The sequence below is a fragment of the Mesorhizobium sp. M1050 genome, from assembly GCF_040318715.1.
Taxonomy (GTDB): Bacteria; Pseudomonadota; Alphaproteobacteria; order Rhizobiales; family Rhizobiaceae; genus Mesorhizobium.
In genome coordinates this window covers 1-12728 of sequence record NZ_JAMYMV010000074.1, presented here as the reverse complement: position 1 = coordinate 12728, position 12728 = coordinate 1, and the positions used below count along the sequence as shown (strand labels likewise).

The 12728-nt window shown below is 58.9% G+C and carries 18 protein-coding genes and 4 pseudogenes; 12 read left to right on the top strand and 10 right to left on the bottom strand.

Annotated elements, in window-relative coordinates:
- The first annotated feature begins 435 nt into the window (after positions 1-435).
- A complete protein-coding gene (locus NKH57_RS28105) occupies positions 436-735 on the top strand; it encodes a DUF1236 domain-containing protein (protein WP_031261239.1) in 300 nt (99 codons plus the stop codon).
- On the opposite strand, the gene NKH57_RS28100 is transcribed toward NKH57_RS28105, so the two are convergent.
- The gene (locus NKH57_RS28100) at positions 736-1089 is read right to left on the bottom strand and encodes an ATP-dependent DNA ligase (protein ID WP_352607191.1); all 354 of its coding nucleotides are present in this window, start codon (positions 1087-1089) and stop codon (positions 736-738) included.
- A gap of 27 nt (positions 1090-1116) precedes the next feature.
- Entirely contained in the window at positions 1117-1299 is a 183-nt protein-coding gene (locus NKH57_RS28095; RefSeq protein WP_352949297.1) for a hypothetical protein, read from the bottom strand.
- 87 nt (positions 1300-1386) lie between these two features.
- Here NKH57_RS28095 and NKH57_RS28090 point away from each other — a divergent pair, with 87 nt between their 5' ends.
- Both NKH57_RS28090 and NKH57_RS28085 read left to right on the top strand, forming a co-directional pair.
- Positions 1387-1614 (top strand): hypothetical protein, encoded by a 228-nt coding sequence (locus NKH57_RS28090; RefSeq protein WP_023762563.1) that lies wholly within the window; start codon positions 1387-1389, stop codon positions 1612-1614.
- Positions 1615-1773: 159 nt separating this feature from the next.
- Positions 1774-2001: a hypothetical protein gene (locus NKH57_RS28085; RefSeq protein ID WP_023762562.1), complete on the top strand. Its 228-nt coding sequence runs from the start codon at positions 1774-1776 to the stop codon at positions 1999-2001.
- A gap of 50 nt (positions 2002-2051) precedes the next feature.
- Here the strand turns inward: NKH57_RS28085 and NKH57_RS28080 are convergent, their stop codons facing one another.
- The 4 genes from NKH57_RS28080 to NKH57_RS28065 form a co-directional block, all read right to left on the bottom strand.
- Positions 2052-2657: a hypothetical protein gene (locus NKH57_RS28080; RefSeq protein WP_352607178.1), complete on the bottom strand. Its 606-nt coding sequence runs from the start codon at positions 2655-2657 to the stop codon at positions 2052-2054.
- 98 nt (positions 2658-2755) lie between these two features.
- The gene (locus NKH57_RS28075) at positions 2756-2971 is read right to left on the bottom strand and encodes a hypothetical protein (RefSeq protein ID WP_352838135.1); all 216 of its coding nucleotides are present in this window, start codon (positions 2969-2971) and stop codon (positions 2756-2758) included.
- Positions 2941-3138: a hypothetical protein gene (locus NKH57_RS28070; protein ID WP_352607180.1), complete on the bottom strand. Its 198-nt coding sequence runs from the start codon at positions 3136-3138 to the stop codon at positions 2941-2943. The genes NKH57_RS28075 and NKH57_RS28070 overlap by 31 nt, the downstream gene beginning before the upstream one ends.
- Positions 3139-3256: 118 nt before the next feature.
- Positions 3257-3382: a hypothetical protein gene (locus NKH57_RS28065; RefSeq protein ID WP_023762557.1), complete on the bottom strand. Its 126-nt coding sequence runs from the start codon at positions 3380-3382 to the stop codon at positions 3257-3259.
- 263 nt (positions 3383-3645) lie between these two features.
- Here NKH57_RS28065 and NKH57_RS28060 point away from each other — a divergent pair, with 263 nt between their 5' ends.
- From NKH57_RS28060 to NKH57_RS28040, 6 genes and pseudogenes are all read left to right on the top strand, one after another.
- Positions 3646-3960: a hypothetical protein gene (locus NKH57_RS28060; RefSeq protein ID WP_031261238.1), complete on the top strand. Its 315-nt coding sequence runs from the start codon at positions 3646-3648 to the stop codon at positions 3958-3960.
- 84 nt (positions 3961-4044) lie between these two features.
- Entirely contained in the window at positions 4045-4272 is a 228-nt protein-coding gene (locus NKH57_RS28055) for a hypothetical protein (protein WP_023762555.1), read from the top strand.
- Between the two features lie 507 nt (positions 4273-4779).
- Positions 4780-5034, top strand: a pseudogene (locus NKH57_RS33915) (transposase); the annotation flags it as partial.
- Positions 5035-5043: 9 nt separating this feature from the next.
- A complete protein-coding gene (locus NKH57_RS33910) occupies positions 5044-5205 on the top strand; it encodes a transposase (protein ID WP_502904166.1) in 162 nt (53 codons plus the stop codon).
- Between the two features lie 829 nt (positions 5206-6034).
- Positions 6035-6235 carry a DUF2905 domain-containing protein gene (locus NKH57_RS28045; RefSeq protein WP_023762553.1) on the top strand — a complete coding sequence of 67 codons (201 nt, stop codon included), beginning with the start codon at positions 6035-6037 and terminating at the stop codon, positions 6233-6235.
- Positions 6236-7031: 796 nt separating this feature from the next.
- Positions 7032-8303 carry an NRAMP family divalent metal transporter gene (locus tag NKH57_RS28040; protein ID WP_502907347.1) on the top strand — a complete coding sequence of 424 codons (1272 nt, stop codon included), beginning with the start codon at positions 7032-7034 and terminating at the stop codon, positions 8301-8303.
- Positions 8304-8344: 41 nt separating this feature from the next.
- On the opposite strand, the pseudogene NKH57_RS28035 reads toward NKH57_RS28040, so the two are convergent.
- Positions 8345-8683 (bottom strand): annotated as a pseudogene (locus NKH57_RS28035) (hypothetical protein); the annotation flags it as partial.
- Between the two features lie 28 nt (positions 8684-8711).
- Positions 8712-9098, bottom strand: a pseudogene (locus NKH57_RS28030) (helicase HerA-like domain-containing protein); the annotation flags it as partial.
- A gap of 126 nt (positions 9099-9224) precedes the next feature.
- Here NKH57_RS28030 and NKH57_RS28025 point away from each other — a divergent pair.
- On the top strand, positions 9225-9737 hold the full coding sequence (locus tag NKH57_RS28025; protein WP_023762550.1) for a YciE/YciF ferroxidase family protein: 513 nt from the start codon (positions 9225-9227) through the stop codon (positions 9735-9737).
- Between the two features lie 86 nt (positions 9738-9823).
- On the opposite strand, the gene NKH57_RS28020 is transcribed toward NKH57_RS28025, so the two are convergent.
- Positions 9824-10690: a sensor histidine kinase gene (locus tag NKH57_RS28020; RefSeq protein WP_352949287.1), complete on the bottom strand. Its 867-nt coding sequence runs from the start codon at positions 10688-10690 to the stop codon at positions 9824-9826.
- Between the two features lie 46 nt (positions 10691-10736).
- Positions 10737-11810: a PDC sensor domain-containing protein gene (locus tag NKH57_RS28015; RefSeq protein ID WP_352949284.1), complete on the bottom strand. Its 1074-nt coding sequence runs from the start codon at positions 11808-11810 to the stop codon at positions 10737-10739.
- A 324-nt stretch (positions 11811-12134) separates the two neighbouring features.
- On the opposite strand from NKH57_RS28015, the pseudogene NKH57_RS28010 reads away from it, so the two are divergent.
- A pseudogene (locus tag NKH57_RS28010) lies at positions 12135-12326 on the top strand (transposase); the annotation flags it as partial.
- Positions 12313-12657 (top strand): plasmid partitioning protein RepB C-terminal domain-containing protein, encoded by a 345-nt coding sequence (locus tag NKH57_RS28005; protein WP_352949281.1) that lies wholly within the window; start codon positions 12313-12315, stop codon positions 12655-12657. The pseudogene NKH57_RS28010 and the gene NKH57_RS28005, both read left to right, overlap by 14 nt.
- Positions 12658-12728: the final 71 nt, after the last annotated feature.

Below are 12728 nucleotides of genomic sequence, written 5' to 3'. Positions count from 1 at the left end.
TAAGGCGCGCGGCCGGAAAAGGCAGGCCTTGCACCCGTTACAAATTGAGGATTCGCCAACCGCAGTGCGGCCCGTGAACCCTGTCAGCACAGGAAGGGACGTAGCTGCGCCGATCTGCAAATATGTCAGCCAAGCGCGAATCCTATCACCAGAAAGGTGACGGCGGTCGCGAACAGCGGTGCGAGCAACCAGCGAGCCTGGCTAACACTTCTATCCATCTGTTTTCTCCGAACTTTCCGGAGAAACAATAACGTTGGAAGCAAGCTGTTCCACGCTACATCATGGGTAAGACCATTGCGTTTTGGGCTCAGACTTAAGTCCTACCCCCCCCGCCCGACCGAAGCCTCAACCCGGAACGTTTGACGTTGCCCCAAGTTCGGTTTGGAGGTCGGCTTGGACGATGTCGTGGTGCGCCGGCCGCAAGAGGAGAAAATCATGAGAATGCATCTTGCGGGCGCCGCTGCGGCGTTGTTGCTCTTCGCTGGTGTCGGCGCGGTCGCTGCTCAGGACGTGATCATTACGCCCGAACAGGATACAGTCATCCATGAGTATGTGAAAAAGCAGCCGTTGGCATCGTTGAAGGTTCCCGGCGTGGAACTCAATATCGGCACAGCGCTGCCCGACACAGTCGAGTTGCATGAAGTGCCCAACGTCAAATACCGCTATGTCGTGATCGACAATCGGACGGTTCTCGTGGATCCAGGCACTCGCAAGATCATCAAGGTTTACGACTGACTAACCTTTCGCTGAACCCCCGCCGCCCATGTGGCTCGACGGCCCGCTCCGGTATTTGCTGTCGCGCCGCTTCGACCATGCCCTCGAGGCCGGCCTCGAGGGCAGGTGATAGATTGCCTTTGCATCACCCGGCAGAGGTTCGCTGAACTGGATGCTCCCGCCCGGCTCGATCATGCTGACCAAGATCTCGCGCCGCTCCTCCAGCGCCATGTCGCGCAGATCGTGTCCATTGAGGTGCACCAGGTCGAACGCGACGAAAGAGAGGTCATGCTGCCGGCGGGTGATCCCCTTGCGCAACTCGCCGAAATCGGACAGGCCGGCTTCGTTAAACACGATGATCTCGCCGTCGACGATGGCGCTTTCCGCGCCGAGGCTCTTTGTTTACCGGTCGCGATACTTCGCCGCCCAGTCGTGGCCGTTGCGCGTGTAAAACCTGGTGCCGTCTTTATCGATGATAAGCTGTGACCGGTACCCGTCGAACTTGACCTCGTGAATCCAGCTATCGCCCTCCGGAGGCTTCTCCACCAAGGTCGGCATCAAAAGCGCGACGAACTTCAAACGCATGGACAGGAATCACAAAACCGCGATTTAAGCCACAAGATCGGCAATCGGTTCCGGAACATTTTAGCTTCAATGCATGTTTCATTGGTTATGAAGATCCAGACCGACGAATGCCGGGCAGCGTTGACGCTCATCCGGCGTACAATCGAGGAGCACTGCCCGCCCGGCGTGCTGCCGAGCGAAGAGGTGGTCAACGGGCTCTATGGGCCGGAGCTGATCCATGAGGCGGAAGCGATTGCTGCGGCCATAGTCGCAACTATCGATCAGATGCAATTGCGCGTGATGATGAAATCGCCTTCCCCCAGTATCAAACCGTAAGCCGCCACAGGGAAGCCTGCCGATGCGCGTTTCCGCTGACCGCCGAAGCGTCCCGCGCGTCCTGGCGCCCGCTTATGGCCAGCGTGAACGCAGGTTCCTTCTAGGGAACAGAGCCCAAAGCCGCACGTTCTGTTATTTGATCCAAAGGGGAGTACAAAAATGGTACGCCAAATCGCAACAACTATAGCGCTGCTCATTCAATTTCCAGCTTCCGCATTTGCAGACACTACCCAATATTGGGCCGCAAAGGATGCCGTTTCGAAGCAGTGCGAGGTGGTGACAAAGAAGCCAGACGGAACCCTGGTCATAGAGCTTACGAAGGCCACATATAAGACCGAGGCGGAAGCGAACGATGCCTTGAAGAAGCTTCCAGATTGCAAGAAGTGACTGCCTGTGTCGTTTGCTCGAAGCGCGTCAACAATCGCCCTGCCTTGCCCTCAGTGCCATACACTGATGCGCCATACGGCGGGAAAGACCTTCCTGCTTGTCCAGCCAAGGCCCGAAATGACCGCGCGGCAATGATGCCTTGGCCTCCAGCAGCTGGTGCCCGATCGCCAGCTTGCGATCTTCGGAGCGCCGAGCACCAGTTGATCGACCCTTTGCGGCCTCGCTCGCTCGGATGCGATTGTCGACGTGTGGGGCGCCCCCTGTCGCTGCCGCGCCATCATGTAAATCATGCCCGCGAGCGCATGGCCCTGGTGAACGATCCCGCGGAGCTCGTGGGCAAGCGCCATCATTGGCCCGAGCGGGATCAAATCGAACATCTCGAGCAGCGCCGTGGTGTGTTGCTCGACCAGGTCGGGACAGGCGCGCAGCAGGTCAGAGATCGCCGTCAGGGAGGTTTCGTCTATCAGGGCGTTGTTGCCCTGCCCTTCAGCAAGGATGCACATGACGAGGCGAGCATGTTCGACGCCGTGGCGATCGATGATCCGCCGGATCGTGGCGACGGCTCGGGTCTCTCCCGGAGGCGGGTAGGCCGATTTGCTGACGATCCTGACGTCAAATTCCTGGCAAAGCGCTTTCACGCGAGGATCGACGACCATGCCGGAGAGGATATCGCGAGGAAGAGGGTCTGTCCGTGCCAGCATGCCGCGCCGCGCTTGGAACACGATATTGCATAAGTGGAGACTTATGCGCAAGGCTAACCGGTGATCAAACCAACTTTGGATTTGGCGCACTCTTTCAGTAGACCAAGACCGAGATCCTTCACCACACTGAGGGGCAACCCGGCCAATTCGGCGGCAGAAAACGACTGCTTTATCTGGTTCCAGACGCCTTTGTTTTGCAAAGCCGCAAGGAAGTCGCGACCTTCCCAAGATAAGTCTTTCATGAAAACAAGCGCATAGGGCGCGTTGATCCGTCTGGACGGCGGCCCTTCGATGAAGCCCGCGCGGAAAGCATCTCGATATGACGGCCAACCACCACTTCGTCATGGCCTTCCAGTGGCAGCGGTTTTGGTGTCAAGTCGGTTCGATACTGCACTGCGAGCAAGATTTCCCGGATCAATTCCATGTCGCGTTTCACGCCAGCCCTCCCCAATGGGTCAAGCGCGACAATAATCTGAAAACCGGATGAAATCATAGCGGCTACCACGGCAGCGCCAGCACGATGCTAGAGGACAGGAGGGAGGCGAGCCTGGCGATCATGCTGAAAGCCCCGGCAGCGAGGAGCTGGCCACGGGCGCCGTCAGCGTGATCTTGCGGTAGTACAAGGCGTTCTTCGACGTGGCAGCGAAGCCGCCGAGGATCGCCCGCTGCATGGTGAGCATCACATTGGCCGTGGTGTCGATGAGCCGGCACCATCAATCGACCTGGCAATGAAACTGTCCGTATAGGTAACGGCGACTTATGCAGTCTAGGTTCGTATTCCAGATCGGTGTCGTCGACGCCTCGGCAGTCGAGTGTGGGGCCACCGTCATACAGCGCCCCCGACAGGCTGCTGGCCGTCCCAGCCACCTTCCGAGGCAGGAACCAAAGCGTACGAGCAATGCTTACCCAGCGAAGGGCATCTTAATTTTTCGGAGAATTGATAATGAGAGCCACCCTGATTATGAGCGCCTTGGCGCTTTGCTTGGCCGCGCCTGCGGTCGCTTCGGCGGATGATTCCATCGTCATCCAAAGCCACCGGCACCACCGTCATCATTATTGGAACAATGACAACGCAGTGATGATCAATCAGTACGGCCAGCGTCTGCATCGGCGTCATCATGGTCAGGTGACCTTCTACGACCAGGGGCGCCGGCATCACCGCTCGGGCGTGATGATCACCGGATCGGTCGATCGTCCCCTCCATCGCCACCGTCACGTAATCATCCAGCAGGACGACAACAGCGATAGCGACTATTGATCGGAGGCCGATGGCCCGGCTTTTTGATCTCAATGAAAGCCGGGCCACGCATCGCGCAGTAGCTACGGAACGAACCGGTTCGCCATGAGTTACCAAATCATGATGGATACCATGGAACCCCAAGGCCACGGCATGGCGGCTGATATTTTGACCTCGGAAGTCGCGAGTGCGAAGCAGCGCATCAACCGGACTGAGATCGCGATTAAACGAACAGAAGAAATGCTGGCCGCGAATATAGCGCTCCGCAGCAGGATGCGGTTTCTGGTCGAGGCCACAGACCGCTTGATGGATCCCCCCAGCAGCAATGAATGACTTCGCGTAGGTCGAAGCTGGCCGGCGTCTCATTCCTCCGGTCCGCCTGGAAATCGCCGCGGTGCCCACCGGCGACGCTGCATGGATTGTGGACCTCGCCCCCCGGTCATCTGCCGCCATGTCAAACTTTAACGCTGGCGGGCTCGCGACTGTGCTATGGATAATCCGCGGGCGGGCGTTTCTCGGGAGGAGACGCCTATGGAAGTTAGAGATCTTGTGGCCAAGATGTCTGCGGCTTTGCTGAAGCGGCGGGCTGCCACGCCAACCATTCCAATCAAGCCAATCGCCAACTCTTTGGCAAGTCGCTCCGTCGCACCCAACTGGCCGATGCGCCAGACGACACCGCACAAGCCGAGACCGCCGGTGCCGCCCTGCAGCAATATGTAGGACGACCCTCCAGGCGGCGGCGCTAGCCCGGATATCTCACACAGTTGAAGTGCATCGGGGCTCCGAATCAAGGAAAATGCTTCTGCGACAAAGACTTACCTTGAGCAGAGGTATTCCCCGATGCAAACAGAGTGTATACCGGAACGGTTTGATGTTGCACCTGTTGAAAGGCGTGCCGTCGTGGCCGGTTTTGACGGTGGAACGATCACCTCCGACGCCGGCGCGCTTCTGCTGGGGCTGACGGACCGGGCGATCGGGCTGGTCGGCCGCTTTGCCCGCTGGTTCGTGGATGCCCGCCGTCCGGCATTGATCGAGCATGAGGTGAAGACGCTTGTCGGCCAGCGCATCTTCGCGCTCGCGCTTGGCTATGAAGATTTTTGCGCGTTGCGCCGCATCGGCCTGGTGGACACACGGCTTGCCAGGGCAAGCTGCGCCACCATCCGTCTCAAGCTGTTCAAGATCGGCGCCCTGGTCAGCGTCTCGGTACGCCGCATCAAGCTGGCCATGAACTCCGCCTGTCCCTTCCAGCGAGAACCCAATTCTTAGCCGTGACTGACGTTTGGTAAACAAGTCGTTAATACACCTTTGCAGCGAAAGAGTCGCGCGTCAATCCGAGGCCGGGGGCGGTGCGCCTAAGTCGCGAAGCCCATCCAAAGAGGCGGCGCCGGTTTCTAAGGTGAAGGCGTACAGTTGGATCGATCGAAGTCCATGAGGATCCAAGATGAAGCCGCTAAAAAGACAGCCGGACCGCCCGCCTGAACTCGACGTTCCCGTTCCGTCCAAATAGGACGGCTCGGGTCTTGCGGTTGGCAGTTGCGGTGCGTGCCTGAAGTGGCCCACGGCACTCCGGTCGGCTCCGCTCGCAATAGCTGACGGTCGTCGAACCGAACCGGTCGACGATGCATGTTGAGGCATCCAATGGAAGAAAGAAATTTCTCACGGACGAAGAAGTCTCAGGGCGCTATCGCGGGGATTTCCGTCGGAACACTCCGCAATTGGCGCGCGACGATAATCGGGCCTTGAGGAGCTCGAGGCATGGGATCGAAAGAATATCGTGATCTGCCGTGCGCCAGACCGACACGCCGTGCGCGCATCCAATGAGGTGTGATCTGCCCGTTGAAGGCCGTCTAACCGCCCCCAAGTGAAAAGGGAAGCAGTCTGTCTCGCTATCTTAGTCGATTGTCCGGACCGCCGGTAACCGTTAGTTTCCAGCCACTCGTATAACACGATCTGAAAAGGTCTGACTGTGGAACTTCTCTGCCTCGCGCGACCATGCGGGCGAGCGGGTACCAGCGGAGCGCACTACCTCTCATCGCAGAAATCCTTAACCTACCGGTGAGATCCGGTGCCACTATATCTCTGGCAGGACGATGCTATGTCACGAGCCCTGATTGTTGTTGGCCTCATCATAGTGGCCGTAGGCTTACTGTGGCCGTGGTTGTCGCGGATCGGCCTTGGCAGGCTGCCTGGTGACATCGTCATCGAGCGTGAAAACTTCGCGTTTTATGCTCCGATCGCCACCGGGATAGTTATCAGCGTCGTGCTCTCGATTATTCTGTGGCTGATCAACCGGTAGCGGGATACTTGGGTCTACAGCCGCCCTCCACCTGGACCCTTCCTCGCAATGCTCGCATTCTGTCCCCGAGGAGCTGGGGGCGGTGGACAAATCTTGCTACGACAATCGGCCCGACCAGTGGCGAAAGCGCACTGGCGCAAAGTCGCGGCGTGCGCGCCAACTGGCCCGCGTGCCCAGCGGCTCGTGTTGGTGACCGTTGCCGCCACGTTACCCAATACGTCATGCAGCGCGCCGGTATGGCCCTTCCGAGCTGGACCGGCGCGAGGGCTGCGATTGGCGGCGTCGCTGCGGTCACCAACGGCGACACGCCGCAATGCCCATGCGTAGTGTCGCTTGCGCAGATTCCAGCCACGCTGTCCCCAGCGGCGATCGGAACCGTTGCGTTGGTAGGAAGGTTATTTACCTTGCCCCAGCGAAATCTCGGCAAGGCCTCTGTTGGAAGCAATGCGAACTTTACCGGATCCCGCAAGTCGATATGTTTTGACGCGCTTCCTGCTTAAGCTCGCCTTTCGTATGTCTCGCGTCGGCGCATTGGCTGTGGGAATTTGGCCGAACGCTGGTCAACTTGCTGTTTCTCGCCGCCTTATTGGACGTTGGTATTGCGGTAGTTCGGAAGACGCCGTTTCACGCACCGACACTCACCTATTGGGATGAAGCGATCGCTACTCTTTTCCCGTCTCTTCTCGTCTTATGGAAGCTGGCATGATCACGAAAGAATTCCCGTCGACTTCACTTTTCTGATCGGGATGGAGAGTTGGCCGGTGACTACTGAAGCAAAGCCGTCTTCCAGCTCAAAATTGCGTCGACCCGTCTGCATCGGTTACGCCGGGCCACCCTGATAGAGCGGCTGGGGCCAGGGCTCATCACCGGAGCCGCCGACGACGATCCCAGCGGCATCGCCACCTATTCGCAAGCTGGCGCACAGTTCGGCATGAACATGCTTTGGAGCATGGTCTTCACCTATCCGCTGATGTGCGCCATTCAGATGATCAGCGCCCGGATCGGCCGCGTCACCGGACATGGGCTTGCCGCCAATATGGGCCGCGTCTTTCCGGCTTGGATCGTCATGATCCTGGTGACGCTTCTATTCATCGCCAACACGATCAATATCGGGGCCGATCTGGCGGCGATGGGTGCGGCTGCAAAACTGGTGCTTGGCTGGGGCCAGCACACTTTCACCGTTGGATTTGCCGTCGTCTCGCTGGTCGCACAGCTGTTCATTCCGTATCACCGGTATGTCCGCTACCTGAAATGGCTGACGCTAGTGTTGTTCGCCTATGTCGGTGTTATTTTTACCATTCATATTGATTGGGGCGATGTTGCCCTACGTACGTTTGTGCCCCAGCTCAGCTTGACCGGGGATATGATCACGATGGTGGTGGCGATCATCGGCACCACCATCAGCCCTTATCTCTTCTTCTGGCAGGCATCGGAGGAGGTGGAGGATGAAGAGGCGGACGCTGCTAAGCCACTCCTAAGAAAGCCCTCTCAAGCAACCTACGAGCTGGGTCGAATCCAGTGGGACACCTATGCCGGCATGGGTTTCTCCAACCTGATCGCCTTCTTCATCATCCTGACGACCGCCGTCACACTGCACGCCAGTGGCATGACCGACATCCAGACTGCCGCCGATGCCGCCGACGCGTTGCGGCCGGTAGCTGGCGAATTCGCATTCATGCTCTTCAGTCTTGGCATCATCGGCACCGGTCTTCTTGCCATCCCGGTTTTGGCGGGCTCGGCCGCTTACGCCGTCGGCGAATCCCGAGGCTGGAAGACCGGTCTCGAGAACAAGCCGTGGCAAGCAGTGGGTTTCTACACGGTGATCGGGTTGGCGACGGTACTCGGCATCGCTGTCGACTATTCGCCGATCGATCCGATCAAGGCCCTGTTCTGGACCGCTGTCATCAATGGCGTGATTTCCGTGCCCATCATGGCGGCGATGATGATCGTAGCTTCGCGCAGGCACGAGATGGGTCGGTTCGTGGCCACGATTGGCCAGCGTATTCTCGGATGGACCGTCACCGCGATCATGGCCGGCGCAACCGCCGCTATGTTCATTTTCAGATAGGAAGGAGTGGGGATGACCTTATTGTCGCGCGTGGTCCATCGAACGCCTCGGTTTAGGCGAAGCTTCGACAATTTTGCGAAGAAGCCCTCGACCGTGTTGAGCCACTAGCACGAGATCGGTGTGAAGTGGAAGATGAAGCGTCCTCGCCGGCCGGCACTTCGGCGTCGATCGCATTGAGCAGGCGCATCAACATTGAGCCGACGACGTCACGCAGTTGGTCCACAAACCGCGGATCGCTTGAGACGCTTGAACTGGCGCCAGCGGTTGGGCTGCAGCCCGTTCGCCTTCCACATGCAACGCACCGAACTCGGCTTGATGCCGGCCGTGGCCGCCATCATGTCGGCGGTCCAGTGCGTCGGGCAGCCGCTTCGGCGCGCCCTTGGACAGCAGGTGCGCCTCGTCGAGAAGAACTAGCTTGGGCTTCGCGAGATCGCCGGCGTCCGGCAACTTGCGGAAGGGTGCGGTCAGCAGCCAAAGCAGCAAGAGCTTTAGCGCTTCGAGTAGCTTGTCCGCATGCAAGAGCTTGTGGTTCCCTGCCCTGCGCGTCGAGCGCCGTGAAATCGGCGATATCGAACGGCGGCTCGCCGAATAGGCGATCGCCGGCCCTGCATTGCGGTTCGCACGGCATGTCGGTTTGGCGCACGGCAGATCACGATGTTCGTTCGAATGGCAGAGGCGGCTGTCAGGTAGGAGGCGAGCGCTCCGTACGCCGGCCTTAAGAGTTAACTTATGAAATCCATGCCCTATTGGTGCTATCTGAGCGGACGAGTTTGACACGCCGGGAATCTCGACCATTCAGACATCGAGCGCCCTTGGCCTAGATTAGAATGAATGCAGGCCACTCACAAAGAACGGGAACAACTTGCCGCACATTGAGTTGCATTCCTGCCTCGTTCCGAGGCGAGAACGGGAGAAAACACCATGGCAACTACGAATAAGGCCTCGACCAAAGGTTTGACCGAACTTTTCCACGGTACGCTGAAGGACATTTATTTTGCCGAAAAGAAGATTCTTGCGACTTTGCCGAAAATGGCCAAAGCGGTGCAAAGCCCAGATTTGAAGGCGGCGTTCGAAAAGCACCGCGGCGAAACGAAGGAACACGTTGCCCGCCTCGAAGAGGTGTTCGAAGTGATCGGCAAGAAGCCGCAGGGCAAGACCTGCGCGGCCATCGTCGGGATGACCGAGGAGGGCGCAGAAATCATGGAAGAGTACAAGGGCGCAGCTGCCTTGGATGCCGGGCTGCTGGCCGCAGCGCAGGCTGTCGAGCACTACGAAATCTCCCGCTACGGGACTTTGTTAACCTGGGCTTCCGAACTCGGGCTCGATGAAGCGGTATCGCTCCTCAAACTCACGCTGGGAGAAGAGAAGGCGACCGACGAGGCGCTGACCCAACTCGCTGAATCGACGGTCAACATGGCTGCCGAAGCCGCATAACGCGATTGTGAAGCGCCTCAGCCGCAACCATGAACCCCGAGCGCCTCCTTGGGGTGCGCCGTTCGGCCAGCCGCGACACCGCCATTTCAGTGAGGCAAGGTCAGCCGGAACTCGCAGATCAGCCCCGACTTCTCAAAATTGAGTACGACGCGATCTGACTTATTGAAATCAAACACGCGCTCCAGAAGCTGCGTGCCGAAGCCTTTGCGCCCACCAGGACCAACAGGCGGACCTCCAACTTCGCGCCATTCGAGCTCGAGCCGGCGATGCTGGCCCTTGCCGACAAGCTTCCAATGGATCGAAACGCTTCCCGTCGCATTCGACAGCGACCCGTATTTGATCGCGTTGGTCGTCAGCTCATGGAACGCCAAAGCTGCTGAAAGGGCAATGTTGGATGGGAGCCACACCGTCTCGCCGCCGATCTGAAAGCGTTCGACCGGCGCGTGCGGCGTGACCGATGCCAAAACAAGATCATTGAGATCTGCGCCGCTCCAGTTCCGCTGCGTTAGCAAGTCATGTGCCTTTGCCAGCGAGACGAGCCGGCTGGACAGCATCTTTCCTGCCTCCGATAGACTGGTGGCGTTGCGGATTGTCTGGCCCGCGATTGATTGGACGACAGCAAGCGTGTTCTTGACGCGGTGGTTGAGCTCATTGGCCAGCAATTTGCGTTGCTCTTCGCCGCGTTTGCGGTCGGTGATGTCGAGGCTGATTTGCACAGCTCCAACGATCGCGCCATCTGGATTGCGAATAGGCCGCGCGCTGGATAGCAGAAAACGCTCGACGCCAGACGGAAGCGTGTAGGCGAACTCTTCGTGGTCGACCAGTTCTCCACGCATTGCCCGGCTTAGCGGCCGGTCCTCTCGGCTGATGATATGGCCATCCTTGACCGCGATCGTGTCGATCACGTGCTGCGGTCTGCCAAAGGATTTTGCGCCGTCAGTCGGCAAACCCATGAGTTCCGCCGCGAAGCGGTTACGGATCGCCTGGAGCGCTTTCGGGTCAGGGTGAACCAGACCCCCGCCGGTACCGTATCCAACACAGTTTCCAGCTCCGTTCGGCGTTCGGTGATGGCCCGCTCCGCCTCAACCAGCGCGCCTCGGCGATGGCGGCAAACTCCTTAACCGAGGTGTATAGCGGCTCGACCTTGCGCTGCTGCCCGAGCGCCTCAGCGCGTGCGGCTAGATCGGCGGTGGCACCCGTGAATTGTCTGCCGACTGTGGATCCGAGCGCAATCGATACAAGGAGGGACAAGAGGCCTATGCCGCTAATCGCGGCGAGCGAGCGCCAGAGCGGGGCCTGCGCTACCGAAAGCGGCAGGTTGGCGGTATAAAACCAATCCGAGTAAGAGGACCTGTAAAAGCCGGCTAGCAGCTTGGTTCCTTCGAGATTGCGGGATGTAAAGCTGCCGGAGCGGCCAACGACTTTCTCCACATATTCCGGCAGTCCGGGTTTACCGCTCATCTCTTCGTGCAACTTGGAGCGTGCCACAAAATGTCCGTCACGATCTCCAACCCCGACCGTCCAGCCCTCGGGCACGGCTGGCATCATCACATTGCGGATGCGGGTCGTTGGGACAGAGATCGAAAGAATCAGGTCCTCGCCTTTGGGCGCTGGCACTCGGATGGCAATTTGAACGCGGTAGCTACTCGAACCCAGGGCGGCGAAGACATCACTGACGAAAAATCCGGAGGTCCTGATTCTTTCGCGATCGTGATCAGCTATGGGGTCGACCGGCGGCAGATTGCTGCCGTAGCCAATCCCGGTGTTCATCAGCTGAGTGTGACCGAGATCTCTCAGGACGACGACTCGGTCCGTTGCCCGGACCAGATTGAGCGCCTCTCGGTGAAAGGTTTGCAGATCACCGTTGGCAAGGGCGGCCGATTTCGACAAGCCATTGAGGATTGTCTGAAGATTGACGAGTTCACCTTCGACAACGAGCGAAACCTGCCTGGCCGTTTGCACGGCATCCTGTTCGAAACGGTATCCCTCATGCAGAGCGTATTGCACCAGCAAATAGGCCGCGAACAGCCAGACCGGGACGATCGCGGCTGCGATCGATCCGAGCAGGTGCAATCGAACGGACCGTCGTTGCAAGCCTCTACCTCATGCCCCTCAGGATCCGCCAACCAGAATCGGCGAGCTCCGAACGGCAAGCTTTAGTTCAAGCGAATATGGCGCGGCAATTTGGGGCGGAGCGACGCCGACGAATCGCGCCGGCATCCGTGTTTTATCCGGTCTGGGCCATATCGGCTCAGCAATACGTTTGTCTGATGCATTCCTCAATGAGCGGCCGCCGCGACCCCTTGTCCTCCGGGTTCCGGCTGTGTGGCACAGCGAATGGAGAAGCTTGTCTCCGATTCCATCAGCTGGATAAGATTTAATTGTCGTAGAGATCGCGGAACCTTGGGCGCCACGGCCCTTCTTGCGGTCGTCGGCAACGGACGTCAGTTTCAGAAGGCCCGCGATCTGGCTGCATGGCTGGGCCTTGTCCCGCGGGAACACTCGACCGAAGGCAAGCAGAAACTCCTCGGCATCAGCAAGCGTGGGAACCGTCACGTCCGCAAGATCTTTGTTCATGGCGCGCGATCCTGCTTCCGACATAGGTGAAAACCGGGAACCTGTTAGCGGAGTTTGCCCGGACGTGTTCGACGTGCTTCGGGACAGCCCAGTGAAAACAAAGATTTTCGGGTTGCTCCAGAAGGTGCTTTCAGCCAGGCGATTGGAGATTGCCCGCCTGATGGTGGCAATGGACCGGGTCAGGCTCACCTACGCAAGGATGCTCATCGCTCTTACACCACAAGCCCTGCTGTCCAAGGATTTCCATCCCACCACGATCGCCAACCTGACTGAAGGCATGCGAGGCGCGATGGCGCTCGAGCTGGGCAGGCTGAGCCCTTGCGGCTCTAAGAGTCCGTTTTGAAATTCACGGATGAGCGTTTCGGCGGATGAGATTGCCACCCATTGCGACAAGGATCATGGCTTGCGAGACGT

Coding starts and splice junctions, on each gene's coding strand:
- NKH57_RS28005 (WP_352949281.1), top strand. CDS start 12,313: ATGGCGCGCGATCCTGCTTCCGACATAGGTGAAAACCGGGAACCTGTT.
- NKH57_RS28055 (WP_023762555.1), top strand. CDS start 4,045: ATGAGTTACCAAATCATGATGGATACCATGGAACCCCAAGGCCACGGC.
- NKH57_RS28080 (WP_352607178.1), bottom strand. CDS start 2,657: ATGGTCGTCGATCCTCGCGTGAAAGCGCTTTGCCAGGAATTTGACGTC.
- NKH57_RS28065 (WP_023762557.1), bottom strand. CDS start 3,382: ATGCTCACCATGCAGCGGGCGATCCTCGGCGGCTTCGCTGCCACGTCG.
- NKH57_RS28105 (WP_031261239.1), top strand. CDS start 436: ATGAGAATGCATCTTGCGGGCGCCGCTGCGGCGTTGTTGCTCTTCGCT.
- NKH57_RS28090 (WP_023762563.1), top strand. CDS start 1,387: ATGAAGATCCAGACCGACGAATGCCGGGCAGCGTTGACGCTCATCCGG.
- NKH57_RS28025 (WP_023762550.1), top strand. CDS start 9,225: ATGGCAACTACGAATAAGGCCTCGACCAAAGGTTTGACCGAACTTTTC.
- NKH57_RS28060 (WP_031261238.1), top strand. CDS start 3,646: ATGAGAGCCACCCTGATTATGAGCGCCTTGGCGCTTTGCTTGGCCGCG.
- NKH57_RS28095 (WP_352949297.1), bottom strand. CDS start 1,299: ATGCGTTTGAAGTTCGTCGCGCTTTTGATGCCGACCTTGGTGGAGAAG.
- NKH57_RS28085 (WP_023762562.1), top strand. CDS start 1,774: ATGGTACGCCAAATCGCAACAACTATAGCGCTGCTCATTCAATTTCCA.
- NKH57_RS28045 (WP_023762553.1), top strand. CDS start 6,035: ATGTCACGAGCCCTGATTGTTGTTGGCCTCATCATAGTGGCCGTAGGC.
- NKH57_RS28020 (WP_352949287.1), bottom strand. CDS start 10,690: ATGGGTTTGCCGACTGACGGCGCAAAATCCTTTGGCAGACCGCAGCAC.